Source organism: Natrinema limicola JCM 13563 (genome assembly GCF_000337475.1).
Classification (GTDB): Archaea; Halobacteriota; Halobacteria; order Halobacteriales; family Natrialbaceae; genus Natrinema; species Natrinema limicola.
Map to the genome: position 1 here is coordinate 40542 of NZ_AOIT01000055.1, position 25777 is coordinate 66318.

Genomic DNA, 25777 nt, shown 5'->3' on the forward strand with positions numbered 1-25777 from the left:
GTCAGTCGTGGGCCGCAACTCTCCGATCATGCGTATCCGAGATCCTCCAGATCCTCCTGCAGCGCGTCCTCTTTGACCACGTACTCGGGATCGAACCGCTCGAGCTGTCGTTCGAGTGCGGGATCGGTCGCCGGGTCGCCGTCCGAGAGCCCAAGGGTCCCCTCGTTCGTCGCGAGGTGTTCGTTGTTCATCGCCGCCTTGTGCTCGCCGTAGGCAGCGAAGGCGACTTCGCGCTCGAGCGTGCCGACGCCGTGTTCTCGCCCAGAGAGGACCGTCGGGACGTCGACGAGCGAGACGACATCGCCGAGGTCGGGCGCGTTTCGCGTGCCGAAGGGGACGCGTAACAGCTCCGGCCGCATCTCGCCGGGATGGCCCCACAGGCCGTCTTCACCCAGAAGTTCGCCGTGGTCGGCACAGAAGACGACGCGCGTCTCGTCGGGAATCCCCTCCCAGAGCCGTGCGAGTTTCCGGTCGAGTTCGACGACCTCCCGTCTGTAGAGGTCGCGAACGAGATCTTCATCAGCCGCCGAGCCGCGCCCTGAGAGGACGCGGCGGGTCACCCGCTGGGCTTCGGCCCGACTGACGCTCGCGCTGTCCGGATCGTACGGATGATGTGGCTCCATGAAGTGGAGCCAGCCGAACCACGCGTCGTGTCCCTCGCATTCCGTGAGGAACTGCTCGATCACGTCGTCTGCCGGTCGAAACGACTTCTCGATGTCGGTTACGCGACTCCGAAGCGCCTGATACCGGTTCCAACCCCAGCTCGCGATGCGATAGGCGAGGGTCCCGCGATCAAGTACCACTGCCCCCTTCTCTTTGAGCGTCTCGCCACCACCTTTCGGGGAGCTAAACGAGTCGAAGCCGTCGTCGTAGCCGTATTCGGCCGAGAGAAGGTGATTCGTCGTCACGCCAACGCAGTGACGGTCGAACGCGCGGGCGACGCTCGTTCCGTCCCCGAGGCCGCTACCGGCGGCGTACTCACCGCCGATGATCGCGGGGAAACTCCCGAACGTCGCCGTCGACGTCGAAAATGCCCGTGGGTGCGTCCGCTCGAGGAACGCTCGCGTCCGCTCCATCTCATCGAAGTGATCGACCCGCAACGAGTCGACGGTGACGAGCAGCGTCGTTGCCGGTGCAGTGATGTCGGTTTCTTTCGTCATCGCTGGATCACCTGTCTCAGCAGGTGTGTCGGTGTCATGGCCTCGATGCGCAGCCGGGCGTCTCGTGCGTCCATCACTTTCGCCTCGAGCCACGTCGGAAGCGGGAGGTCGCTATCGAGGATGGCGAGTGGCTTGTCGACGGACTGCGTTCCGAGCCAGAACTCGCGGGCGACGACCTGCTCGTAGCCCCACTTCTCGCGGAAGTACGCCTTGCTCGCCAGTAGTTTGGCGCGGTTTCGCCGGTTCGCGTCGTACTCGCTGCCGCCGCCGGGATGGTGTGGAAAGACCACGGCGGGACAGGTCCCGAATCGCCAGTCGGTTGCCTGCCAGTGGGCGACGAAGAAATCGAGGTGCTCGCGGCCGATGACGTAGGTTTCGTCCCAGGCCTGCTCCTCGAGACATGCCCGTCGAAACGTTACGACGTTCGGCACGAAGTCGAACTCGACGAGCGGGTAGCCCGCTACCTGTGTTGCCGTCTTCGTGCCCGTATCGCGGATGAGCACGTCGCCCTCTGCGAACAGATCGTGACACAATCCCTGAATCCGTCCGTGCTCGAGCAACAGGCCGCTGATCCCGCCGAACTCGGGGCGGGCCTCGAGCTGGCGCGTGAGGACATCGACGTTCGTCGGCACCTCGTGGTCACTGTCGACGACCGTCAGGTACTCCTCGGAGAGGGCGTCAACGATCGCGTTGCGGCCGACGCCGAGTCCCGCATCGTAGGGGAGATCGAGCAGTTCGAGGTCGAACGGCCACGATCGCTCGTAGAGGTAGGCGCGCTCCTCGGTCCGTCCGTCGTCGGCGACGTAGACCGTCTCGTAGGCGTCCGGGGGGACCGACTCGAGGAGCGCCTCGAGTTTCTCGGTGCGGTTGAACACCTTGAGACCGAGGGCAGTGCTGGGGGTGCTCACGACGAGTTCACCCCCGTCGCGGTCGCGTCGTCTCTCGTCTGTCGATCGAGTTGTCTCGTCATGAGTCTCACTCCGTGTATCCAAGCGACGTCAGGCGGTCCTGAACGTCGACGCTGACCTCGCGATCGCGGTCTGCCTCCGCCTCGAGCGTCGGCTGTCTGGTCTTCTCGTCGCGGGCCTCGAGTTCGATCCATGGCACCCGCCGGACGCTCGAGACGGGTTTGTCGGGGTGGCCCCAGATGCCGAGTTCGCCCATCGCGTTGCCGTGGTCGGAACTCACGATCAGCGTGCCGTCGACGTTGCGCCGGAGCGTCGCCACCGATTCCAGTCCGATTCGCAGGTTGTCGGCGTAGGCTGCCCACACCTCGTCGCTGTCCAGGTCGCCGCGTCGCACCCGGCCCCAGGCGTCGAGTCCAGCCTCGTCCGGATCCACGACCGACCCCGGCGACCCCCAGTGTGCCGGGCGATAGCCTGCATGAAGGTCCGGCCGCTCGAGAAACGGGACGTGTGGCTGCATGTAGTGGACGATGACGCGGTCGAACTCCCCGGACCGACAGACGCGGATCGCGCGGTCGGTGATCGGTTCGGGCCGGATCGTGCCGGCGTCGTCGTCCCAGGCGTACCGCCACACTTCGTCGAGTAGTCCGAGCGGCTGCTCGTCGCCGAGGACCGCCGCGGAGAAGGGATTCCCCGTCACGTACGCCGTCCGCTCGAGGGTCGCCGCATGCGCCGGCGTGAACGTCCGGCGCATCCACTCTTTCGACGACCCCGCGACCGAATCGATCGCCCCCGCCTCGACGTCGGCCGGCGAGGGCAGCCAGTCGTATTCGGTGGCGACCTCGGCCATCAGGTCGACCCGACAGGCGTCCAGCAGGACGAGGACATCCCACTCGCGCTCGAAGACGGTCCGATCGGCGAACTCGCCCATCCACACATGCCGACCGACCCACTCGTAGACGACCTCGAGCGACCGGCGAACGCCACGGTCGGGCAGGTTCCGGATAAATCGGCTGATCCCCATCAGCTGACCACCGCCCTCGAGTGCGACATGCGGATTCGATGCCCACTCATGCGTATCCCAGATCCTCGAGTTGTTGCATCACCGAGTCGTCGAGTTCGCCGTCTTCCTCGACGTCCTCGCGGCGCTCGAGCGAGTCGACGAGAGCGCACAGTCGCGCCGGCGGGTCCTCGTAGGGCGCGTCGCCCCACTCTGCGAATCCGTCGAACGTTTCGTAGCCGAAGTACCCGCCGAGCGCGATCCCCTCGAGCCACCGAGTTCGGTACGCAACGTCCTCGAATCCCTTCCGGCGCATGGCGTCGAGGTGTCTGTCGGGGAGGCCGTGATACTCGGCGAGGGTTTCGCCTTCGCGGAACCCGCCAGATGTGCGCTCGCCGTGGCCCGCAGCATCGGCATCGTCGCGCTCGCCAGCAGTCTCGGCGTCGCGTGCCGGGAGCGCAGTGAGATCGCGGCCTCGAGTGGCGAGGGCTGACTCGAGGCCGGCCCCGGCGAGAACCGTCTCGTAGACGTCCATGAGGTTCACCGATCGGTTATCGGTCGTGATCTCCTCGACGGGCCCGTCGCGTGCGTCGTAGACCGACAGCGGCACCCGGACGAGTTCGGGATAGATGCCCGAGAGGTGTTCCCAGCCGCCGTGTTCGCCGAGGAGTTCGCCGTGGTCGCTGACTGTGATAATCAGGTCGAAGGAGTCGCGTAGGGCCGCGAAGAGCCGCTCGTACATATACGAGAGGTAGCGGACGCTGTCGTCGTAGGCCCGTTCGATGTCAGCGGGGTCGTCTTTCGGCTCGCCAAGTGAGGCGGCCAGTCCCTCGATATCGACGTCGGCGGTCTTCCACTCCGAGGGAGGATCGTACGGCGAGTGAGCCTCCATCAGGTTCATAAACAGGAACTCGTCGTCGCCGAACGCCGTCTCGCGGGCGAGATCGAGCGCCGTGCTCGCACCGTCGTCGACGAACTCGGTGTGGCGACCGAATCGGGTATCGCGCAGTTTCAGCTTCGCGCCGTGTTTCAGCGACGGGAGCGTTCGGTTGTCCCCCAGCAGGACCTTCTTGAGCGCGAGCGCGTACCGCTCGGGGCCGCTGTCGCGCGTCTGGGCGATAAATCCATCCCAGTCGAAGAGGTCATCGCCGTGGTGTTTGAGCCGCCAGCTCTTTTCGAACTGCTCGAAGCCGCGATCGGCGTCGAATACCGGCGAAATGTTGGGATTCGCGCTGAACGCCCGGGTCGTGTAGCCGCCCTCCTGCAGCCGCTCGGCGAGCAGCGGTTCGGGACAGTCGAACGTCTGTGCGCCAGCGTAGATGCCGACCTCGCTGGCGTACCGTCCCGTAAACAGCGATGCATGGGCCGGAACCGTCCAGTGGCTCGTACTCCAAGCGTACTCGAATCGCCGGCCGGGCAGCCAGTCGAAGTGCTCCTCAAAGGCGTCGTATCGCAGCGTATCGAGGACGATGAGTGCAACGTTCGTCATGAATTCGTATGGAGGGTTATCTGTTGGATCGAATCGCGTTCGGCAGGTCATACCGGACCGTGTCGACGAGGTTCCAGACCCCTTTTCGCCACAGCCAGTCGTTTACCCGCCCCGTGAGCGTGTCAGGGACCAGCACCGCCTCGTAGCGGTCGGGATACTCCCGGCGCAGGCGGGCCTCGAGCGTCTCGTCGAGCGTCGCCCGCGGCGGGTCAGGATGGTGCATCCGAACCTCGTCGTGATACGCACAGTGGCCGTCGGCGTCGCGCTCCATCCGCCAGCCGAACTCGGTGTCGTCGCGCCAACCGGCGAACGTCGAGCGAAAGCCGCTGACGGCAAGCGCCGTATCACGATCGAACGCGAGGTTACAGCCGACGTACCGGCGCTCCCCGTCGTAGGTCCGCCCGCCGGAGACGGCACCCTCGAGACAGACGAGTTCCGGATCGCAATCGAACGCGGCCAGAATCTTCGAGAGCCAGTCTCGAGGAGCCAGACAGTCGTCGTCGGTTAGCGCGACGAGTTCGCCGCGGGCAGCGCGGATCCCGTCGTTTCGCGCCTCGCAGATGTCGAGCGTCGCATCGTCGACGACGAGCACCTCGTATGCGTCGGCCGTCTGTTCGCGGAGGGACTCGACGACGGCGTCGTGACTGTTTGCGGGAACCGTCGGGATGACCACGGAGATGTCCGGATCCGGATGGTCGATCGGGCGCAGCAGCGAGCCGGCTGTGGGTTCGGTCACTCGTCGGTCACCCCCTCGAGCGACGCGTCACGGTTTTCATCGAGGGCGCGGATCGCCTCGGTGGGGCGGCGTCGCTGGCTCGGTCCGAGCCGGTCCAGTTCGTCGGTGCTGGGGCCTAGGTCAGCAGCCGCCGTCTCCGCGACGACCGCACGCAGGTCTTCCGCGAAGCGGTCGTATTCGTAGCGTCTGGCGGCCTGGCGAATCTCGACAGGGTCGAAGTCGTCGGGGTCAAACTGCCGTACCGTCTTCCGGATCGACGCGACGGTCGGCTCGAAACACAGCCCCGTCCGCCCACCTTGGACCTGATACCGCGTGAACCCCTCGTCGACGCCGAGTAAGGGTTTGCCGGCCATCATCGTCTCCGCGCCGACGAGGCCGAAGTCCTCCTGTTTCGGCGCGTAGACGACTGCGGTGGCCCGCGCAACCAGCGACTCGATATCGTCGACGTAGCCCCGGACCTCGATGTTGTCGTGCTCCGCGGCAAACGCCTCGAGTCGTTCGCGTTGCTGGCCGTCGCCGGCGATCACGAGCCGTTCGTCCAACCCCGCGAAGGCCTTCGCGATCAGGCCGATCCGCTTTTCGGGGGCGAGTCGCGACCAGGTGACGAAGTAGCCGTCGTCGCCGTCGTTTCGCCAGTCACCGGTGACAGGCGGGTAGACGACCGTCGCGTCGCGGTCGTAGTACCGCCAGATCCGGTCCCGAACCAGTTCGCTGTTCGCAACGAACTGGTCGACGTAGTCGTTGGCTTCCTTGTCCAGCGCCCGCCACCCCTTCGCGTAGGCCTTGACGCCGGCCTCGACGATCGGTTTGCGAAACGACGAGAGCCGGTCCCGATAGAGGTCATAGAGCCATCGCGGCGGACTGTGTGGGTAATGGACGATCCGCTGGCCGACCGCGGGCACGTAGGACTTCGACAGCGGCGCGCTCTCGAGAATTACGTCGTACTCTGCAAGCCCCGGATGTGCGTCGGTCATATCGAGTGCCACGTTGAGCGTCTCGAGGGGATTCATCCCCTCGTTTTGCCACTCGAGAAACGGCTGCCACGGCAGCGAGGTGTATTTTTCCTGCCGGAACGGGACCACGGTGACATCGTCGGGAACGTCGGTTCCGGCGGCGACGTAGGCCGTGTAGATCGGTGCGTCGAGGACGCGTGCGGCCTCGATGGCAAACTCCTCGCCGCCCCCGATACCGGGGAACCGATCGTGGAGGATCGCGACGTCGGTCACTGTAACACCTCCCGGAGTTCCTCGTCGGGCGTCCACGTGCCGTCGTGGGTCTCGTCGTCGCCGTCTGCTCGAGCGCGCAGCAGGGCAACGCTCGCGCGAAACAGCGAAATCTGGGTGTCGAACAGCGAGTAAATCGGCTGGAGCGGGCCGAGCGCGTCGCGGGAGCCGAGTGCGGTGAACGCGAAGATACCGGCCGGTGTCACCAGTCCGAACGGGCCAAGCAGTGCCAGCGACCCGATCGTGGCCAGCGCAAGTCCGGCCGCGACGAGCCACGGCGAGACGATCATGAACCACCAGTTGAAGGGGAGGACGACCCGGCCGTAGGCTCCGTGGCGACCGAGGGTGTCACGCTGTCGCCACAGCAGCCGCAACAGCCCCATCGCGCGCCGGTCTTTCTGCTCGCGGCGCTTGCCAAAGGACGAGTGAGCCGCCTCCTTGTAGTGGATCGCCGGATCGAAGACGACCCGGCCGCCGTTGCGCCGGATTTTGAGCGCGAGTTCGGTGTCGTCGGCAATCGAGTCCTCGTCGATCGGGACGATCGCATCGCGTTCGAACGCCGAGAACGGCCCGTGGAAAATCAGCGTCGAGTCGATGTGGGACTCGAGCACCTGAATCATCGTCTGGATGTCCCGGTAGCCCCGCTCGACTTCGCTGTTGCCGATGACCTCGGCGTTGCGGCCGGTCACCCCCGTGACCTCGGGGTCGGCGAGGTTCGCCACGGCCCGCCGGACGGCGTCAGGTGCGATCCGGGAGTCACAGTCGGTCTTGATGACGACCTCGTTTGCCGCAGCCGCGTAGGCCTCGTTCAGCGCGACTGCAAGCCCCCGGCGCTCGTCTTCGCGGATGAGCGTCAGCTGCGGTTCGTCTCGGCCGGCGAAGAAGGTCTCGACCAGGTCGGCCGTCCCGTCATCGCTCGAGTCGACGACGACGAGTTCGACCTTTGCCATGGGGTAGTCGAGGTTGACTACCTCCTCGAGTTTCGACTCGACGATGGCGGCCTCGTTGTAGGTCGGCAGGACGATGCTCACCGACGGCTCTCGCGGCCGCGTGTCGGCGGGCGTCCCCGATGGCCGTCGGAGGTAGTAGACGCCGAGATAGATCAAATACGGAAGCCCAGTCAGTGCGACCAGCCCGAACAACGCCTCGAGGAACCGCTTCATGCGAGTACGCCTGAACGCTCAACGGTCCGCGGCAAAGCACGACGGCTTGCATTGTGCAGGGGGTGGTCGTTCTCCCCCGATTCCGGTGTTCTGTTTCCGGTGGATACACCGATGCGTTCGTCTCTTGTGATCGGCCCGTGATTGACCGAATCGGCGCCGAACCGCCTGTTTCCGAGTCATTCAGTTCGTAGATGCACGTTCGTTAACACTGTGGATGTGGTATTTCCTCCCATGGAAGAAACGAAGTCACCGGTTCGGAACGTCCGCATCCTGGCAGCACATGGTCATCTCGGCTGGTGGGTGCTCGGGGCCGTGTTGCTGGCCGTGCTGGGACTCGTGGTCAACCAGTATCTCCCGTGGCTCGTCTTCGGACTGTTCATCTACTATGTCGCACGGCCAATCACTCGACGACTCGAGCAGCGGATCGCCTCGCCGACGCTCGTCGCCGCACTGACGCTGCTCCTGATCGTCGTTCCGATCGTCGTGATGATCGGCGCGATTCTGCTCGTCGCGCTCGGGCAACTGGTGACGGCGGCCGCGGACCTGCCGGTCGACAGGATTCTCGCACAGTTGCCGGTCCAGCTCTCGGAGCTGCCGAACACGCCCTCGGAGGTGTACGACACGACTGCCGTATTGATTCAGGACCCATCGGTCCAGAACATGGTCGGCACAGTCGGTGGCGCGATCGGGGCGGTCGGTGCGGTGCTGTTCAACATGTTCATCTCGCTGCTGATCGCGTTCTTCCTGCTGATCAGCGACCGCAATATCGCCACCTGGTTCGAATCCAACGTGTTCGGCGAGGAGAGTCTGGCGACGGAGTACCTCTCGGCCGTCGATCGGGGACTGAGTTCGATCTACTTCGGCTACACGATGACGATCTTCGCGGTCATCATCCTCTCGGCGATCATCTATACGCTGTTTAACGCCGTTGCGCCCGCCGGACTGGCGATCCCGTCAGCAGTGCTATTCGCCGTCGTCACCGGCCTCTTTACGCTCGTGCCGCTCGTTGGCCGGTCGATCGTCTATTTTACGATCGCTGGAACGCTTGCAGTGCAGGCAGCAATGACCGAACCGCAACTCCTCTGGGTCCCGCTGGTCTTCCTCGCGGTCATGATCGTCGCGTTCGACAACCTCGTCCGAACGTACATCCGCCCGTACCTCTCCGGGCGACTGCTCAACACCGGACTAGTCATGTTCGCGTACCTGTTTGGTCCGCCGCTGTTCGGCTGGTACGGGATCTTCCTGGGGCCGTTCCTGATGCTGTTTATCGTGACGTTCGTCCGGCTGATCCTCCCGGTCCTGGCCAATCCTGAGCGAGAGCGCGTCGCCATCGAACCCGAGCACACGCTCGACGAGTTTACGGAGAGTGTCCCCGACCGCGAGAAGGCCCCGCCGTCGGATGTCGACCGAACCGATATTGGATCGGGATAAGGACCGTCGTCGCGAAATCCACGACTGAGATGGGCTGCTGTCCGCACCGCTGTCGTTCCCAGTACTGCGCGACGTGAACGGATGCTGGTCCATCCCACCGATCGGTGGCTTTTTTCTACTCCCCTCGAGATGTCCACGTACGTGGTCGCCGTTCGGCCCCTTATCACAATTCCGTTACGCATCCCACATTCGATATACTTTTAGGGAGCTACGGTATAGATGCGTATATGTCAGTGCTAGCGGAGTCCGCCGTCGGGCACGACGAACTCGCCGTGCTCAAACTGCTCGCACTCGAGGGCGGACTCGAGGGCGACGTCAAAATTTCCTGTTCGCATCTCGCCGATCGACTCGACGCGTCGAGTCAGACCGCCTCCCGGCGGCTTCAGCGCCTCGAGAGCGCCGACTTGCTCGAGCGCGATACCGTCAGCGACGGCCAGTGGGTCGCGGTTACGGAGACCGGCGAGCGGGCGCTTCACGCCGAGTACGAAGACTACCGGCGTCTCTTCGAGACGGACGCACAGATCGCACTCGAGGGCACCGTCACCAGCGGGATGGGCGAGGGTCGCCACTACATCTCGCTGTCGGGATATCAACGCCAGTTCGAGGAGCGCCTGGGTTACGAGCCGTTCCCCGGCACGTTGAACGTCGATCTCCGTGAGGACAGCGTCCGCCGACGCAGCGCCATGGCCTCGCTCGAGCCCGTCCCCATCGACGGCTGGGAATCCGAGGAGCGAACCTACGGTCCCGCCGTCTGTTATCCCGCGACGATCGAAACCGCCGACGGCGAGGTCTACGACACCGCCCACACCATCGCGCCCGAACGCACCCACCACGACGACGACCAACTCGAGGTGATCGCTCCCGACAAGCTCCGGGAGAAACTCGGACTGGAAGACGGCGATCACGTCACCGTCTCGGTGGGTGATCGCGAATGACCGGCCAAGCCGGCCCACGATCGAACGCCGACGGGGCAACAGCAGGGGCGAGTACCGCTTCGAGCGCGTTCGACCACGCCCTCGAGTCGCTGCGGGCGGGTGAGCCGATCCTCGTCCACGACGCGGCCGATCGGGAGGGTGAGACGGACTTGATCTATCACGCTGATGCCGTCACGCCCGACGCTGTCGCCCGGCTGCGCAACGACGCGGGCGGGCTTGTCTGCGTTGCACTGGGCCACGACGTCGCAGAGGCCTTCGACCTCCCCTTCTATTCGGAGGCGGTCGATCACCCCGCGACGGCCGACCACGAACTCGGCTACGACGACCGCTCGTCGTTCTCGCTGACGGTCAACCACCGCGATACGTACACCGGCATCACCGACGAGGACCGATCGACGACTATTCAGGCACTCGGCGAGGCCGCTGCCACGCCCGAGACGACAGATTTCGCCGACGAGTTCCGCGTCCCCGGCCACGTTCACCTACTAAAAGGTGCTCCCGACCTGCTCGCCCAGCGTGAGGGCCACACCGAACTCGGACTCGCACTCGCCGACGCCGCTGATCGTTCGCCCGCCGTCGTCGTCTGTGAGATGCTCGACGACGACACCGGCGAAGCACTCTCCCCCGCCGACGCTCGCGCCTACGCCGAGCGCCACGACTTCGCCTACCTCGAGGGCCGAGACGTCCTCGAGCGCCTCGGGAACGCCGCGTGACATAACGCCCGATCGGACGAATCGTCCCGTTAGACGGACTGCTATACTGGGTCTTGCTACGTCCATATGGCGAGTCGTGGCTGCGCCGGAATTGACTGACAGCAGTCCGTATGCGCCAGCCTACAGCCGCAAACCGCGAACACTTAGTACGGGGGCTTTCAACAGTTCTAATCATGGGATTCGACGAGATGGACGTCGAGACGATTTGGATGGACGGCGAATTCGTCGACTGGGACGAGGCGCAGGTCCACGTTCTCACGCACGGCCTCCACTACGGGTCGGGCATTTTCGAGGGCGCACGCTGTTATGACACCGAAAAGGGTCCCGCGCTGTTCCGCTGGGAGGAGCACTTAGAGCGGCTGTTCCATTCCGCAAAGCCCTACGAGATGGACATCGACTTTACGAAGGAGGAACTCACTGAGGCGACGAAAGAACTCATCCGACGCCAGGAACTCCCCTCCTGTTACGTCCGCCCGATCGCCTACTACGGCTACAACTCACTGGGAGTTAGCCCCAAGGACTGCCCGACCCGCACCGCCATCGCGGTCTGGCCGTGGGGTGCCTACCTCGGCGAGGACGCCCTCGAGAACGGCATCGACGTGATGATCTCCTCGTGGCGGAAACACGCCTCGAGTCAGATCCCGACCAACGCCAAGACGACCGGCCTCTACGTCAACAGTATGCTCGCCGGCGAGGAGGCCCGCCGCAACGGCTACGCGGAAGCGCTCGTCCTCAACAAGGAAGGCCACGTCGCCGAAGGCCCCGGCGAGAACGTCTTCCTCGTGCGCGACGGTGAACTCTACACGCCCGCCCTCTCGGAGTCGATCCTCGACGGTATCACCCGCGACTCCGTGATTCAGATCGCGGAGGATCTTGGCTACACCGTCCACGACAACGTCTCTATTTCCCGTGGCGAACTCAACACCGCCGACGAACTGTTCTTCACCGGCTCGGCGGCTGAAGTCACGCCCATCCGGAAGGTCGACAACGTCGTCATCGGCGACGGCTCGCGCGGCCCCGTGACCGAAGAGATCCAGCAGAAGTTCTTCGAAATCGTCGAGGAAGCCCCAGACGAGTACGCCGAGTGGTTCGAATTCGTCGACCTCGAGTAATCGATTCCTCGCGATAGAACTGAGTGTCGGGCTGGCTATAAGTCGATTGCTGCTCTTGTCTTCGAACGTGTGATCGCGGTGGCCGGGAGCGCGGCTCGAGCAGTTGCGAGAACCGCGCGACTCGGGGGAAGGCAGGCGATTACCGATACTCACCGCGAGCGACCGCAGGGAGCGAGCGGGCCGACGACTGATCGAGAGGCCGCGCAACGCGCGGCTGGCGTGGAAGGAGGAGTGCTTTTAATCGAATCTAAGCGGGATCGAAGATCCCGCGAGGTCCAAAAGAGCGTGTGCTCTTTTGAAGATTTTACCGAGGGTGCGCCAGAAGGCGCACCCGCAGCGCAAAACTTCGTTGTTTAGTCGTCGTCGGTCCGGCTCGTCTTCGCTTCGTCGATGACGTCGATCGAGATGCCGGCGTCCATGCCGCGGTGGTTCGCGTCACCGAAGCCGGCACTGAGCACACGCGTCAGCGCATCCTCGACGTCCTCGTCGAGTTCCGTAATCTCGTCCGGTTCGACTTCGATGACGTAGCCGGTCGTGATATTCGGCGAGGTCGGTAGAAACAGGACTTCGCGACCGTCGGTGGTCACCTTGCCGGTCTTGAACGCCGTCATCCGTAGTCCCTCCCAGGTTTCGATCTTGACCGGTTTCTGGAGCGATTCCTGTTCCCCGAAGGCCGTTTCGGCGGCCATCTTCGAGGCGTTGTAGACGACTCGGATCACGGGCACCCGATTCGCCAGGTTGTCGACGAGCCGTTCGACCAGCCCGCCGATGGTCGTCCGCATGAGATAGCCGACCGAAAACGTCAGAATGACGAACACGGTCAGCGCGACGATCACGCGGAGGAACTGGGCCACCTGCTCACGCGTCTGTGCGGCCTGCGCGCTCGAGCCCGAAATGAGCGGCTCGAGCGCATCTGCGCTGAGAATCAGCCCCGGTGTCAGACCAGCAGCCAGTCCGTAAAGCCAATAGATAGCGTAGAGCGTGACGAGAATGGGACCCAGGACGACGAGCCCACTGGCGAAGTCCCGTTTCCACGATGCCATGTCCTGAAACTCACACTACTGGCTAATGAGCCCTTCCCTTTGTCGTATTTCGCTGCCGGCATCGACGGTCGGCTCCGGTCGACGGAGACGTTTCAAGCCACTGGCCTGCAAACCAGGGGGTATGAGCCTCGAGCAGGAGCCCACGGACCGGCGGGCTGATCCGTTGGACGCGTTCCGGCAGTTTTTCGCGCTCGAGCGGGACGTCCTCGTCCTCTCGGTGGCGATGTTCGCCTTTAGTCTCGGCTTCCAGATGACCGGCCGCTATATGGCCGAGTACATGTCGGCGCTGGGGGCATCCGTGTTCGTCATCGGCCTCTTTGGCACGTTCGGGAACGTTATCAGCGCCGTCTATCCGTATCCAGGCGGCGCAATCTCGGATCGGCTCGGCTCGCGATACGCCCTGACGGTTTTTGGCTTCTGCTCGACGCTTGGATTTGGAGTCTGGCTCGTTGCACCCGTACTCGCAGACGTTACCGTCGGCCCGACGTCGCTTGCGATCGTCGCGATCTTTCTCGGCTTGCTGCTCGCACAGGCGTGGAAATCGTTCGGGCTCGGAGCGACCTTCGCCATCGTCAAACAGGCAGTTCCGCCCTCGCAGCTGGCTGCCGGCTTCGCGAGTACCGAGACGTTTCGCCGGAGTGCCTTCCTCGTCGGCCCGCTGGTCGCTGCCGCGCTGTTCGCGCCGTTCGGCTCGAGTGATAGTGCAGTCCTGGCTGCGTTCCAGCTGCTCTTGCTCGTTGCCGTCGGCTTCGGCATTATTGGGACGGTCATCCAGCACGTCCGCTATCGTTCCGACGAAGATGACATTGGCAAGGAATTCGAGGGTGTCTCCCAGTTTCTCACTGACCTCCGTGCGATGCCCGACGAACTTCGCCCCCTGCTGATCGGCGATACGCTGGTTCGTTTCGCCAACGGGATGGTCTATGTCTTTTTCGTCATCGTCGTCACCCGGTTTCTCGAGGTTGGCCTCTCACTGTCGCTGCCGGTGGTTGGCACGATTGCCCTCTCGCCGCAGTCGTATTTCGGACTCTTGCTGGGCCTCGAGATGGTCGTCGCTCTGTTGACGATGGTGCCGGTCGCGAAGGCTGCCGAACGCGTCGGGCTAAAGCCAGTCGTCGCGCTCGGATTTGCGGTCTATGCGGTCTTTCCGGTCCTGTTGATCAACGCACCCGCCGATCCGGCCGTCCTCGCGGTCCTCTTTGCCTTCTCGGGGCTTCGCTTTGCGGGTTTGCCGGCCCACAAGGCACTGATCGTCGGCCCCGCCGAACGGGGTGCTGGCGGTCGGGTGACCGGCGCGTACTACCTCCTGCGGAACGTGGTCGTCATCCCGAGCGCCGCGCTCGGTGGCCTGCTCTGGGACGGCATCTCGAACCCGCTGACGGGCGCGCAAGTGTTCGCCGGCGATCCGGTTGTCGCCTTCACTATCGCGACGGGAATCGGCCTCGCCGGTACCGCGTACTTCCTGCTATTCGGCGAGGAGTTCGAAGCCTATCGGTAGCCACCCCACTAGAGGAACAGCCGGTAGTAATACGGGCTGACGAACCCCTCGATGATCGCCGCGACCGCAAGCAAGAGTCCGATCCCGATGAGGACCCAGAACGCGCGCTCGAGCGCGTCTGCGAGTTCGGGCCGCTCGACACGCCCCCGCCACGTCTGCCAGACGGTGACGCCGACAGAAATCCCTAGCGCGCCGGCGACGAGGATCGCCGGAATCTCGAGGAGCCCGTGTGGAACGACGAACGCGGCGAGTTCCAGCGGATCGACCTCGAGCCGGGCGAAAATGCCGAGGCTGACGCCATTAAACAGCAACGACACGATCGCCGGGATCGTGAACGCAACTCCGGCGTAGGCTGTCGTGAGTGCGACCAGCCAGTTGTTGCCGAACAGGTTTGCTGCCATCGTCGGGGGAAACTCCCCCTCGAGACGGGCCGCGATCGAGGCCTCGAACGTGCCAACGAAGGGGCCGGCGGCCGCCCATCCCATCCAGAATCCGAGGATGCCGAGGGCAGCGGCGAACAGGTGGGTTCCGGGGTGCGTCCGGATGAACCCGATCAGTTCCTGCCAGCCGCGACGGAGTCCGGCCCGAACCCCGTCGCGAAGCGATCGCGTCGGTGGCTCCGGGGGTCGCAATCGATCCCGGTAGCCACAGTAGACGGCAGTCTTCAACAGATCCAGCGCCGGCATGGCAATCAGCGCAGAGAGCAGCGAGCCGACGGTAACGATATCGACCAGCGAAAACAGGCCAGTGATCGTCGAGAGCGCAACGAGCACGCCGATCGCAAGCACGTAGTAGAACACCGCGTTCACCGGCTGTGTGCGAACAAATCCGAGGACGTTCCGGAGGGCGGCAAACACGCCTGCGTCGTCGACGACGATTGCGACCGGCGCAAACGCAAAGAGGGCACGAACGACGAGCAAGCCGAGGAACGCGACGAACGCGCCCAGCAGGACGATGGGGATGGCGACGGCCCCCGAACCGGCCGCGAGCGAGATGCCACCGGCGAACAGCGCCGTGGCGATGCCGACGGTACCGAGGACGATCGCCCAGCACAGCAACTCGAGGACGAACAGTCCGAGAACCCGACGCCAGAACCGGGATGCACCGTCGAGCCCGATTCGGAGTCCGCGACTCCCACGAAGCCGGCCGTAACAGGCCGACAGCTGGCCTGCGGCGACGACGGCAGACAGCACTGCAAACACTAGCACGCTCGCGACGACCGAGACGCCGGCGAGTGCGAGCAACGGCGGCGTCACGAGCAGGTCGACGAGCGGCTCGAGCCCGCTGGCCCACGTCTCGAACGCCTCTGGATTCGCGTTGGGGTTCGGTGGCGACCCGAGGTCGGTCAGGTGGGCGCGGATCGTCTCGAGTCGCCCGGTCGCCGAGAGCTGCAGGTAGGCAACGCCGAGCGCGAGCAGTGGCACGACACGGACGATCGCGGGGATCGCAGCGCCGAGGAGGTACAGCGGCAGGAGATCAGACGGCCGACGACGGAGGACAGCGACGACGGCGGTAACGAAATCTGACAGAGCCATACTGGCCCTTTGCGTTTATATCAGTTAAATAACTACACTCGCCGATCCGCCGGGCTGTGAGTCTGCAGGTTCGATCAACCACTGTTCGGGGCCACGGCAAACCGGCGTGTGGCTCGACCGTGAAGCCACTGAGACCGGTGCAGTCCGGTGGTGACGTCGACCCCGGCAATTGACGATTCGGCGCTTACGTCACTCGAGGCAGTCTAGTCGTGTATTGTTACCACAATTTCGCCAGACCTGCTCGCGAAGTTGCAAGCCGAGGAAGCCGATCTCACGATTACGGGCGTGATCGACACGCACGTCCACGCGGACCACATCTCCGGCGGTCACCAGCTGGCCGACGACCTCGAGGCGCCATACTACCTCGGCGAGCACGCCAGCGAACGCGACGTCGAACGCGAGTACACTCCACTCGAGCACAACAAAGTGCTCTCCGTTGGCGAGCGTGAGCTTAAAGTCCTCCATACGCCGGGCCACACGAGCGAGATGCTCATACGGACTACTGTCAGTCATTTCCGGTGCAACCGCGACCCGCACTGCGGTTGCACCGGTAAATCGGTACAGCAGACCGTATCACCCTGCTGGTCGACGACCGCGCGTTGCTGACCGCCGACACGCTCCACGTCGACTCGACGGGCCGGACGGACTCGAGTTCGGGGGGAGCGAGGCGCGTAGCGCCTCGGAAGACGCGAGCGGTGAAACCGCGGGCAAAGACGAAGGCGAGAAAGGAGCACGAATGCTCTACGAGACGCTCCACCAGACGGTCCTGACCGAACCCGAGAGCCTCGTCGTCCTCCCGGGACACGTGACGGTCACCGCGAATGGTAAGTTCGAACACGGCGCGCCCGGCGAGCCGATCCGGACGACGATCCGCGACGCGCGGACGGGCATCGACCTGCTCGGACTCCCGGAAGACGCGTTCGTCGAGCAGATGGCCGACGCCGGCGAGAAGCCGTCGAACTACGAGGAGATCATCGAGATCAACCGCGGTGTCACTGCGATTGCGCCAGAAGACCGGGTCGAATTCGAGCTTGGCCCGAACAACTTCTCGGCCTGATCACCGCGAGAATCACCGCGAATAGGTCTCGAGGCGGTCGATCTTCCCATCCTCGAGTTCGAAGAAGTCCGCGAACTCGAACAGCGTCGTCCCGTCGTCGACCACGCGGCCGCGCACCGCGACGCGGTTGTCCCCGACGATGATCGACGTGAGGTCGTGGCTGGTGTCAGGGTTCGGTCGCTTCTCGCGCATGAACGCGACGAACGTCTCGCGGTCCTCGAACGTGCGGTCGGGACGGCGCTGTGAGAACGCTGGCGAGAGGACTTCCTCGAGCGCGTCGTAGTCGTGCTCGTCGAGCGCGTCGTAATACCGACGGACGAGAGCGTGACCGTCGTCCGTCGCGGCGTCCGTCACGTCCGACTCCGGATCCATATCACCGCATTCGTCGCCATCGACAAAAGCGTACGACTCCGATTCCGAACCGTGTGCTTTTCTCGCGCCCGTTCGTATCCCCTTGCGTGGAGTGTCACGTCTACTACGAGGGCGACGACGACCCCGATAAGTGTACCGCGCGTCGCCTCGAGAAGTTCGACAAAGCGACCCTCTATCGGTCGATGGGGCAGGTTCCTTACGGGATCGTGCTCAACCCCCACGCCGAGCAAGCGCTGTCGCCGGCCGACGCCGACGACGGGCTGGGGACACTAGTCGCCCTCGACTGCTCGTGGGAGTCCGCTGAGGCGGCCTCGTTCAAGATGCGCGGCATTCATCGGGCACTCCCCTTTCTCGTCGCCGCGAATCCGATCAACTACGGCCGCCCGTTTCAGTTGACGACCGTCGAAGCGCTCGCCGGCGCGGCCTGTATCCTCGGTGACTGGGAGTTAGCTGAGGACATCCTCGAACCGTTCCGCTGGGGCGAGACCTTCCTGACGCTCAACGAAGAACCGCTGCGCCGGTATAGCGAGTGTGCGGACTCGAGCGAGGTCGTCGCGGTTCAGGACGATTATCTGGCCGACGAGGAGTGACGGAGCGGGCAGCCACTAGAACCGCCAGCCACGGTCATCGTCACCCGTCCGACGACGGTTCTGAACGGCGCGCGAGCCACGACTCGTATCCAGCGTAGCCGAGCACGACTGTGGCGAACATAACGAGGAGCCCGATGGGAACGACCACTCGCCCACCAGCAGTCATTCCCGTCTGTTCGATCAGCACAGTGAACCAGACTGCAGTCATGAGGAACCCGATCCCGATCGCTGCCAATACGATCCGCATCGGGCGCGTCGTTCCGGCTGTTTTCGGCTCTACAGTTGGGGTCGCGGTGAGTCCCGCCTCGAGCGTCTGCTCGACCGTCTCGACGTGCCGATCCGGAACCGGAACGACCACCGGGTTCCCTCGTACTCGGCGAAGCACGACGAGCCGCCACCGTGACAGCGGCCCCAGCGGAACCCGCCAGACGCCGGTGACGTTCTCGAGGCCCACGACGGTCGCGCCACCGAATCCATCGTCGTCGCCGAGGGTCAGTCGTCGTTCCCGTGGCTCGAGTGCGACCGGCGTCGTGAGCGGGCTGGTGACGACGACGATGACCAGCACGGCGGCGACGAAGACCGCCAGCAACTCGGCCGCGACGGCGATCGCGGTCACGATGAGGAGTCCACCGACGACCGCCGAGACGGCGATACCACGTTTCGTAACGCGGGCCGCCCCGGTGTACTGTGTGACCCACTTCGATCCGTTCGAGCCGTAGTTCACGAGGAGCCAGAGATACAGCAGCGACAGCGGTCCGCCGACGAGTGCGAGCACAACGAGCACCGCCAGCACCGATGCGTCGCCGGTCCCGAAGACAATGAGCGCCACGCCGCCGAGCAGGGCCAGAAGGCCGACCCCACCAAAGAGACCGTACGGTGCGTACGTCGCGAGCCCTGCGAGCCAGCTCTCACGCGGGTCGAACGTCCACCTAATCGGACCGGTCGCCATTATCGGCCACTTCGTGTTGCCTGCACCTAACTGTTGGTTCTCGAACCAGTTACTCGAGACGCGAACGCCCCGATCGGATCACAGCGATTAAATGCTCCACGAGCAAAGGCCAGGTATGGCCAGTTTCGACGTCGCTGAGAAACGGATGCTCGAGAAACAGATCTGCATGCGCTGTAACGCTCGCAACTCCAAAGACGCCAAGCGCTGCCGCAAGTGCGGCTACAAGAAGCTTCGCCCCAAGGCGAAGGAAGCGCGCGCGGCATAATCGGGCGTTTTTCTTACCGATCTACAACGACCATAGCCACAGCACCCGGGACGCGCAGCGCTCGCGGTGCTACTCGTCGGGATATTTCGGCGCTCGCTTTTCGGCCCGCTCGAGCGCTGTCTCGACCACATCGCGCACATCACCGTGGAAGACGCCGCCGTGGCCAGCGTACATATGTTCGACAGTATCGGGCATGCGCTCGAGAAGGTCTTGAATGCTCTCGATGAGTCGCTCGCGGGATTGGCCGGCCATGTCGGTGCGGCCGAAGCTGCCGTAGTCGAACGCGCCGTCGTCGTGGACGACCACGTCGCCGGAGAACAGCGACGACTCAGAGACGAGCGAGACGTGGTCGTCGGCGTGGCCCGGCGTGTAGACGACCTCGAACTCCTCGTCACCGATCACGACCGTGTCGCCGTCGTCGATCGCGTGGGTACGCATCGGATGATCGGCGTAGGCGTACACCTCGGGGTCGAACGCCTCCACGACCGCCTCGAGCTGGGCGACGTGGTCGCCGTGCTGATGGGTCATGACGACAGCCTCGAGCCCGTCGGTGTGGTGCCGAATCTCGTCGACGATGCCCTCCATCGCACCGGCGTCGATCAGTGTCGGCCGGTCGTCGACAGCCAGATAGACGTTACAGGTGAACGTCTCCGCGTCCTCGGTGAGGTGGTGAACTTCCATACAGGAGTCGTCGACGGCCGGGGGCAAAAACGGTATCATCGATGACTGCTCTGGACCGTCCGACAGTTCTCCGGTCGGCCCACTATATGACGAGATAGTTATATTCGATGCCCGGACCGGTCGTGTTGGGCCACCTCCGGAACGTCCCGGCGACTTGGGAATCCCTAATAAACCAGTGACCACTGAATTTTTCAATCCGAACCGCATAATGGGCACTGTATGGGATTCGGGAGCTACGACGAATCCGAGCAGCAGGAGGTAGACGCTGATTTTGACGACGATGACGCAGTCAAGTCGGGATCGAACAGCCACAACGGAACCATCGAGTTCGAAAACGGCGCATCGAGCGACGAACTCCTCGATCGGCTCAAGGAGATCAAAGACGAAGACGACACCTGATGAAGTCCGGGGTGCGGGCGCTGGGCATCGCTGAATCGTACCACGACGATCGAGGTCGAAGCACGCTCGCCGGTGCTGTCGTTCGCGCCGACTGCATCTGTGACGGCCTCGCGTACAGTTCCTGTCATCTCGGTGGCACTGACGCGACTGATGCCGTTCTCGGACTGCTCGACGACCTCGAGCGACCGGACGCCCGGTACGTCATGCTCGGCGCTGTCGCCCCCGCATGGTACAATATTCTCGACCTGTCTCGGATTCACGAGGCAGCCGAGCGACCGGTGATCGCCGTCACCTTCGAGGCGAGCGACGGACTCGCGGCTGGTCTTCGTGACGCGTTTTCGGGTCCCGAACTCGAGACACGCCTCGAGACCTACCGGGCACTGCCCGAGCGACGGGAACTGTCGCTCGACGGCGACACCGTCTACGTCAGAGCCATCGGCCTCGAGCCCACCGAGACGGACGAGACCGTTCGAGCGTTTACGCCCGCAGGTGGCCGTCCGGAGCCGATTCGCGTCGCCCGACTGGCGGCTCGCGCGGCCGATTCGTACGCCCGGTCGCTCGAGTGACGGCGATTGCGACGGCGACCGGCACCTGCATCCCGAAAGAGGTAGAAGGCGACCGCCTGAGCCATCAGTATGGGCGAGATGGAAGACCTCTGTGTCACGGAGTGTACGCGCTGTCCGGCGTTAGTCGACTCTCGGAGCCGAATCGTTAACGGCGTCGGCCCCGAGGACGCCGACCTGCTGTTCGTCGGCGAAGGGCCCGGGGCCAACGAAGACGACCAGGGCGAGCCGTTCGTCGGCCGCAGTGGCTCCGTCCTCGACGACGGCCTCCGAACCGTCGGTCTCGCACGCGCTGACGTTCGGATCACTAACTGCGTGCGCTGTCGGCCCCCCGAAAACCGCGATCCGACGACCGAGGAACTCGAGCACTGCCGGGGCTATCTCGAGCGCGAGATCGACCACCTCGATCCCGAGGTGATCGTCACGCTGGGGAAAGTCCCGAGCGAGCACCTCCTCGATCGGTCGGTCGCGGTCACCAAAGAAGCAGGCTCGCTCGAAGAGGTCCGGATCAACGGGACGCCGCGGCGACTGTTGATCTGTGTCCACCCGGCGGCGACACTGTACGATCGCAGTCAGGCGGAGACGTTCGAGAACGCACTCCAGCGGGCAGCGGAGCTCGCGGACGTCGACGACAGCGACGGTGGGCAAACGCGACTCGACGGCTTTTGAGGGCCGGCAGTCGGACCCGCGTTACACTTCACTCGAGGAGTCGAAGTCGACGAAGGCAGCTAGAACGCGTCGGTTTCGACGGTAACGTCGCCCATCGTTGTATTGTGCGCTATGTACCATACAACCAAATGTCTTGCAAATTAGCTGTCGAGGTGAAGAGTCGAATACATCACGAGTTCGGGAGGAGAACTGACTAGAGTTGGAGCCCGTCACAGAGCGTAGTCGACACCTTCAAATGCAGTTGTGCTCATTTGCTACTATATTAATTGTGTATGAGTAATATAGAACGAACCACAGACGACACGTGGTCGCGGATCGCGACCACGATCGAATTCTTCGGACCACAGTGGTTCGGGTCGACGATGGGGACGGGTGTGCTCGGTATCGCACTCGCGCTGGTCGCCACACGGGCCGATCTCGCCCCCGTCGCGACGCTCGCCATGGCGTTCGTCGGCCTGACAGTGGTCGCGACGGTCGCGTACCTGATTCCGTGGTGCTTGCGACTCGTCCTCTATCCCAACCGGGTGTGGGCTGACTTGACCCACCCGATCCGAAGCCAGTTCTTCCCGACGATGCCGATCACGCTGATCGTACTTGGCGTCGGCATCGCTCAGACGATGGGCGACATCGTGCCAGCGGCGATGCTGCGACCGCTACTGACGGTCCTGTTCGCCGCCGGGAGCGTCGGCATCTTCGGCTTCGGCTTCCTGCTGGTTACGCTCATGTTCACCAACGACCGGATCGGTCCCGACGACGGCGTCTTCGCGTGGTACATCCCGCCGGTGTCACACCTCGTGATTCCGTTGCTCGGGTTCCTGCTCGTCAGTGAGTACTACGCCGGCACGCTCGCCGGACAGACGATCTTTACCGTCTCGGTGGTCGCCCTCGGCGTGGGGACCTTCCTGTTCCTGTTTTTCGGCTCGATCGTCCTCTACCGGTACGCCTACGAGACGCTGCCCCACGAGAAACTCGCCCCGACGTTCGCTATCGGGCTCGCGCCGACGTCCGTCCTCGTCATCGATCTCGCGCGACTCACCCACGCGTTACAGGCCGGCGTCGGCTTCGACATCACGGTCGCACCGCTGGTACCACTCTTGAAGGTGCTGGCACTGTTGCTGTGGGGCTTTTCGGCCTGGTGGTTCGTCCTGACGGGCGCGCTCGTCGCCTACTACGTCACGCGTCGGACCCACCCGTTCTTCTTCACGTGGTGGGCTTACACCTTCCCGATCGGCGCGTTCGCCGTCTCGGCAGACGTGCTCGCGACCTTTCTCGGTGTCGCGGTTTTCGGCCACGTCCTGCTTGGAGTGACGGCGCTGCTGCTGGTCATCTGGACGATTACCGCAGGACAGACCTGGCGGCTCGTCGCCCGTGGCCGCGCGTTCACAGCCGATTAACACCACCAGTCAGCCGCCGTGTTGTCGATACCAGACGCGGGACCCGATCGGTGACTCGTCGTCCGCGAGGTCGAGCCGTCGCAACACCAGCTCCCGGATCGCAGTCGTGACGACGAGTTCGATCGTCTCGCCGGCGGCGGTTCGGACCTCGAAGACACAGTGGCCGTCCCGGTCGGTAATCGACTCGATCGTGCCGACGGACCAGCGCTCGAGGTCGTGTGTCGGTTTCCGGGCGTGGATTCGGTCGTGAGTCATGGTCATACGGACGGATGGCGATCGGTTGAGCGTCGTGGTCGACTCGAGCGCGTAGTGTGGTGATCGATCCGTGTCAATCAGTAGTCGCCGAGCACACCGAGTCGTCGCGCCCGGCGGGTCGCATACTGGAAGACGACATATCCAAGCGCCAGATAGCCGGCCGCAGTGACGAACAACAGCGCGAGGTCAAACGCTGTGAACTCCCAGAGACGGATACCGTCGACCATCGTCCGCTGAAGGAGGGCGCTGCCGTGGGCAAGCGGGAGCACCTGCATCCACCCGAGGTCGAACGCGGGAGCAGAGATGAGAACGATGAATCCAAACTGGAGGAGGTTCAGCCAGTTGCCGATCTGTTTGTAGAGCACCGTCACCCCACCGGCTGCGAGTCCGAGTCCGAGCACCGAGACGATGCTCAGCGTCGCGACGACGACGATCGTGAGCAGGTTCAGTTGGAGCGTCGTGCCGGTGAGAAGAATCATTACGACCAGAATGACCGTCGAGGTAATGAACGTCCGGACGATCTTCGCGACGCCTTTCAACAGCGCCACGGGTGCGAACCCGAACGGCGTCATCACGTGGCGCTCGAGGGTTCCCCACTGGACCTCGCTCGCGATGTCGTTCGAGATCGAGGAGTACGCGCCCACCGACAGCGTCCACAGGAAGTAGCCGACGATGATCCCCTCGATCGAGTCGGTCAGCGCTTGTCCGGCGATCATCTGTCCGCCATAGAAGAGGACGCCGAAGAAGAACACCGAGATGACGATGCCGCCAATCGCGTTGGCGGGATAGCGGACGAAGATCAGAAATTCGCGGGTGAGTACTGCCCGCGCGAGGTGATAGTAACCGGCCGGACGCGGCGTTTCATCCGTGCCCTGCTGGTTGGCCATTATCGGTCCCTCCCGGCCGTCAAGTCGACGAAGACGTCCTCGAGATCCGGTTCGATCGTCCGGACGCGTTCGAGGGAGACGTCTTCGGCGCGGAGGTGGGCCAACAGCGTGTACAGTCCATCGCTGTCCGTCGTCACGGTGATCCGGTGCCCTCGCTCGCGCGGTTCGACGCTGATCGTCTCGAAGCGCTCCTCGAGGGTCGAGACGATGGCCGAATCGAGATCCCGACTCGTAATCTCGATGGAGTGCAAATCGGTGCCTGACAGCAGCGCGTCGACGGTGTCGTCCGCGATAATCTCGCCGGTGGACATAATGAGGACGCGGTCACACACCGTCTCAACGACGTCCATGTCGTGGCTGCTGAGCACGACGGTGAGAGCTTCTTCCTCGACGAGGCGTCGCAGTTCCCGCTGGAGCGTTCGCGAACTCTCGATATCCAGTCCAAGGGTCGGCTCGTCGAGGAACACAACCTCGGCACCGCCAGCGAGGACGCTGGCCAACGAGACTTTTTGTTTCATCCCTCGCGACAACTCACGAACGGGGACGTCCGCTTTCTCCGCAAGTCCCAACTGTGTCAGAAGCCGCTCATGGCGGCCGCGAACTGAATCCGGGTCGACGCCGCTGATCGTCGCGAAGTACCGCAGGTTCTCCCTGACGGTCAACCGCCAGTAGTCGTTCCGGGCACCCTCGAGCATCGCATCAACGTGCGCGTACGCGTCTCGAGGGCGTTCATAGACATCGACGCCGTTGATCCGAACGGACCCCTCATCTGGAAGCACCATGCCCAGAATCGACTTGATGAGCGTCGTTTTTCCGGCACCGTTCGGTCCCAACAGACCGACAATCGAGCCGGTTTCGATGTCGAAGGAAACGTCGTCGACGGCGGTAACGGACTCCGTTCTGTCACCGAAGCGCTTTCGCAGACCAGTAACGGAAACAGCGATGCCGCTGTCATCGGTCGACGGTGTGTTAACACGGGAAGCGCGGTCCAACAGCGGATCGGTTCCCTCGCTGCGAGTCCCGTCGTCGAGCGACAGCTGATCGGCGGCGCTCACAGCCGATCGGTCACCGAGACGGTGATCGACGGGCTCACCGTTTGGCTGCCGCTCGTTTTCCCGCGCGGTCACGAGCGCTATTTAAGTACCCCAGCTACAAAAGTGCGAGGCCAACGCCTTCGGCAGCCGTTGAACGGCGAGAGTCAACGGTATATTGCCGACGACTGATTACAGGGATCCACATCAAAGCCCCATCATCAAAGACTGAGGGGCGTATGCGCCGAGAGAGTAGGTGGGTAGTTTACAGGTCCTCGAGCCACCCGAAGGAAACGTCTTCGTCGTCGATCGAACCGACGTAGGGTTTCACGTCGATGACGGGCGTTCCGTCGACGAGATCGAGTCCTTTGACGTGCAGCGTCGTCCCATCGCGCTCGAGCAACTCGACGGTCGTCTGGGCGAGTGGGTTCGGTCGGTGAGGACTCCGCGTCGCGAAGGTGCCGACCTCGAGGTCGTCGGCGTGTGGCGGTCGAGCGGTCGCGTGGTACTCGTCGATCTCGTCTAAGTGAGCGAAGATGACGATGTGTGAGAAGCCGTCGATGCCCTCGAGGCCGTCCTCGTAGTCGTCCTCGAGGACGATTTCGCCGGTCGTCTCGTCGACCGCGTCGTGGTCGACGGCTGCGGGCGTGTCGTACGGTGAGCGAACGTGTCCGATTGGGGTGAACGTGATGGTCATGGATGTCGTGTGTTTGTGATCCGAA

27 protein-coding genes and 1 pseudogene are annotated in these 25777 nt (G+C 63.9%); 12 read left to right on the plus strand and 16 right to left on the minus strand.

Features of this window, described 5'->3' with window-relative positions; all coding sequences use genetic code 11:
- Positions 1-26: 26 nt before the first annotated feature.
- The 7 genes from C476_RS13960 to C476_RS13990 form a co-directional block, all read right to left on the minus strand.
- A complete protein-coding gene (locus C476_RS13960; RefSeq protein ID WP_008014073.1) occupies positions 27-1160 on the minus strand; it encodes a sulfatase-like hydrolase/transferase in 1134 nt (377 codons plus the stop codon).
- The gene (locus C476_RS13965) at positions 1157-2068 is read right to left on the minus strand and encodes a glycosyltransferase family 2 protein (protein ID WP_160162901.1); all 912 of its coding nucleotides are present in this window, start codon (positions 2066-2068) and stop codon (positions 1157-1159) included. Before C476_RS13965 ends, C476_RS13960 begins: the two co-directional genes overlap by 4 nt.
- Before the next feature lie 67 nt (positions 2069-2135).
- The gene (locus tag C476_RS13970; protein ID WP_008014075.1) at positions 2136-3089 is read right to left on the minus strand and encodes an alkaline phosphatase family protein; all 954 of its coding nucleotides are present in this window, start codon (positions 3087-3089) and stop codon (positions 2136-2138) included.
- Between the two features lie 46 nt (positions 3090-3135).
- A complete protein-coding gene (locus C476_RS13975; protein WP_008014078.1) occupies positions 3136-4554 on the minus strand; it encodes a sulfatase-like hydrolase/transferase in 1419 nt (472 codons plus the stop codon).
- 16 nt (positions 4555-4570) lie between these two features.
- The gene (locus tag C476_RS13980) at positions 4571-5290 is read right to left on the minus strand and encodes a glycosyltransferase (protein WP_008014080.1); all 720 of its coding nucleotides are present in this window, start codon (positions 5288-5290) and stop codon (positions 4571-4573) included.
- On the minus strand, positions 5287-6516 hold the full coding sequence (locus C476_RS13985; RefSeq protein WP_008014083.1) for a glycosyltransferase: 1230 nt from the start codon (positions 6514-6516) through the stop codon (positions 5287-5289). Before C476_RS13985 ends, C476_RS13980 begins: the two co-directional genes overlap by 4 nt.
- Positions 6513-7676: a glycosyltransferase gene (locus C476_RS13990; RefSeq protein WP_008014084.1), complete on the minus strand. Its 1164-nt coding sequence runs from the start codon at positions 7674-7676 to the stop codon at positions 6513-6515. Before C476_RS13990 ends, C476_RS13985 begins: the two co-directional genes overlap by 4 nt.
- A 231-nt stretch (positions 7677-7907) precedes the next feature.
- On the opposite strand from C476_RS13990, the gene C476_RS13995 reads away from it, so the two are divergent.
- From C476_RS13995 to C476_RS14010, 4 genes are all read left to right on the plus strand, one after another.
- Complete coding sequence (locus tag C476_RS13995; RefSeq protein ID WP_008014086.1) at positions 7908-9107, plus strand: AI-2E family transporter; 1200 nt, start codon at positions 7908-7910, stop codon at positions 9105-9107.
- A gap of 227 nt (positions 9108-9334) precedes the next feature.
- Entirely contained in the window at positions 9335-10042 is a 708-nt protein-coding gene (locus C476_RS14000) for a DUF120 domain-containing protein (protein ID WP_008014088.1), read from the plus strand.
- Complete coding sequence (gene ribB, locus C476_RS14005; protein ID WP_008014089.1) at positions 10039-10755, plus strand: 3,4-dihydroxy-2-butanone-4-phosphate synthase; 717 nt, start codon at positions 10039-10041, stop codon at positions 10753-10755. Before C476_RS14000 ends, ribB begins: the two co-directional genes overlap by 4 nt.
- Before the next feature lie 173 nt (positions 10756-10928).
- Positions 10929-11867, plus strand: coding sequence for a branched-chain amino acid transaminase (locus tag C476_RS14010; RefSeq protein WP_008014091.1), 939 nt, complete (start codon positions 10929-10931; stop codon positions 11865-11867).
- A 353-nt stretch (positions 11868-12220) separates the two neighbouring features.
- Here C476_RS14010 and C476_RS14015 read toward each other — a convergent pair whose 3' ends face one another.
- Positions 12221-12910 (minus strand): DUF502 domain-containing protein, encoded by a 690-nt coding sequence (locus C476_RS14015; protein WP_008014093.1) that lies wholly within the window; start codon positions 12908-12910, stop codon positions 12221-12223.
- 121 nt (positions 12911-13031) lie between these two features.
- Here C476_RS14015 and C476_RS14020 point away from each other — a divergent pair, with 121 nt between their 5' ends.
- Positions 13032-14408 carry an MFS transporter gene (locus C476_RS14020; protein ID WP_008014094.1) on the plus strand — a complete coding sequence of 459 codons (1377 nt, stop codon included), beginning with the start codon at positions 13032-13034 and terminating at the stop codon, positions 14406-14408.
- Positions 14409-14416: 8 nt separating this feature from the next.
- Here C476_RS14020 and C476_RS14025 read toward each other — a convergent pair whose 3' ends face one another.
- Positions 14417-15943, minus strand: coding sequence for a stage II sporulation protein M (locus C476_RS14025; RefSeq protein ID WP_008014095.1), 1527 nt, complete (start codon positions 15941-15943; stop codon positions 14417-14419).
- Positions 15944-16189: 246 nt separating this feature from the next.
- Between C476_RS14025 and C476_RS17910 the strand changes: the two are divergent.
- Positions 16190-17000, plus strand: a pseudogene (locus C476_RS17910) (MBL fold metallo-hydrolase); the annotation flags it as partial.
- 12 nt (positions 17001-17012) lie between these two features.
- Here the strand turns inward: C476_RS17910 and C476_RS14040 are convergent.
- Positions 17013-17372 carry a nuclear transport factor 2 family protein gene (locus C476_RS14040; protein WP_008014096.1) on the minus strand — a complete coding sequence of 120 codons (360 nt, stop codon included), beginning with the start codon at positions 17370-17372 and terminating at the stop codon, positions 17013-17015.
- An 86-nt stretch (positions 17373-17458) separates the two neighbouring features.
- On the opposite strand from C476_RS14040, the gene C476_RS14045 reads away from it, so the two are divergent.
- On the plus strand, positions 17459-17962 hold the full coding sequence (locus C476_RS14045; protein ID WP_008014097.1) for a DUF367 family protein: 504 nt from the start codon (positions 17459-17461) through the stop codon (positions 17960-17962).
- A 40-nt stretch (positions 17963-18002) separates the two neighbouring features.
- Here C476_RS14045 and C476_RS14050 read toward each other — a convergent pair whose 3' ends face one another.
- Positions 18003-18911, minus strand: coding sequence for a hypothetical protein (locus C476_RS14050; protein WP_008014098.1), 909 nt, complete (start codon positions 18909-18911; stop codon positions 18003-18005).
- A 115-nt stretch (positions 18912-19026) separates the two neighbouring features.
- On the opposite strand from C476_RS14050, the gene C476_RS14055 reads away from it, so the two are divergent.
- Positions 19027-19176, plus strand: a complete 150-nt coding sequence (locus C476_RS14055) for a 50S ribosomal protein L40e (RefSeq protein ID WP_008014099.1) — start codon at positions 19027-19029, stop codon at positions 19174-19176.
- Between the two features lie 69 nt (positions 19177-19245).
- Here the strand turns inward: C476_RS14055 and C476_RS14060 are convergent, their stop codons facing one another.
- Positions 19246-19857, minus strand: coding sequence for an MBL fold metallo-hydrolase (locus C476_RS14060; protein WP_008014100.1), 612 nt, complete (start codon positions 19855-19857; stop codon positions 19246-19248).
- Positions 19858-20076: 219 nt separating this feature from the next.
- Here C476_RS14060 and C476_RS14065 point away from each other — a divergent pair, with 219 nt between their 5' ends.
- The 4 genes from C476_RS14065 (at position 20077) to C476_RS14080 (ending at position 22882) form a co-directional block, all read left to right on the plus strand.
- On the plus strand, positions 20077-20256 hold the full coding sequence (locus tag C476_RS14065; protein ID WP_008014102.1) for a DUF5786 family protein: 180 nt from the start codon (positions 20077-20079) through the stop codon (positions 20254-20256).
- Positions 20256-20822: an endonuclease dU gene (locus C476_RS14070; RefSeq protein ID WP_008014105.1), complete on the plus strand. Its 567-nt coding sequence runs from the start codon at positions 20256-20258 to the stop codon at positions 20820-20822. The genes C476_RS14065 and C476_RS14070 overlap by 1 nt, the downstream gene beginning before the upstream one ends.
- Positions 20823-20891: 69 nt before the next feature.
- Positions 20892-21488: a uracil-DNA glycosylase gene (locus C476_RS14075; protein ID WP_008014106.1), complete on the plus strand. Its 597-nt coding sequence runs from the start codon at positions 20892-20894 to the stop codon at positions 21486-21488.
- A gap of 272 nt (positions 21489-21760) precedes the next feature.
- The gene (locus C476_RS14080; protein ID WP_008014108.1) at positions 21761-22882 is read left to right on the plus strand and encodes a TDT family transporter; all 1122 of its coding nucleotides are present in this window, start codon (positions 21761-21763) and stop codon (positions 22880-22882) included.
- 9 nt (positions 22883-22891) lie between these two features.
- On the opposite strand, the gene C476_RS14085 is transcribed toward C476_RS14080, so the two are convergent.
- The 4 genes from C476_RS14085 to tsaA form a co-directional block, all read right to left on the minus strand.
- The gene (locus C476_RS14085; RefSeq protein ID WP_049911905.1) at positions 22892-23137 is read right to left on the minus strand and encodes a DUF7861 family protein; all 246 of its coding nucleotides are present in this window, start codon (positions 23135-23137) and stop codon (positions 22892-22894) included.
- 77 nt (positions 23138-23214) lie between these two features.
- Complete coding sequence (locus C476_RS14090) at positions 23215-24024, minus strand: ABC transporter permease (RefSeq protein WP_008014111.1); 810 nt, start codon at positions 24022-24024, stop codon at positions 23215-23217.
- A complete protein-coding gene (locus C476_RS14095) occupies positions 24024-25019 on the minus strand; it encodes an ABC transporter ATP-binding protein (protein ID WP_241430495.1) in 996 nt (331 codons plus the stop codon). The genes C476_RS14090 and C476_RS14095 overlap by 1 nt, the downstream gene beginning before the upstream one ends.
- 301 nt (positions 25020-25320) lie before the next feature.
- Complete coding sequence (gene tsaA, locus C476_RS14100) at positions 25321-25752, minus strand: tRNA (N6-threonylcarbamoyladenosine(37)-N6)-methyltransferase TrmO (RefSeq protein ID WP_008014114.1); 432 nt, start codon at positions 25750-25752, stop codon at positions 25321-25323.
- Between the last annotated feature and the right edge of the window lie 25 nt (positions 25753-25777).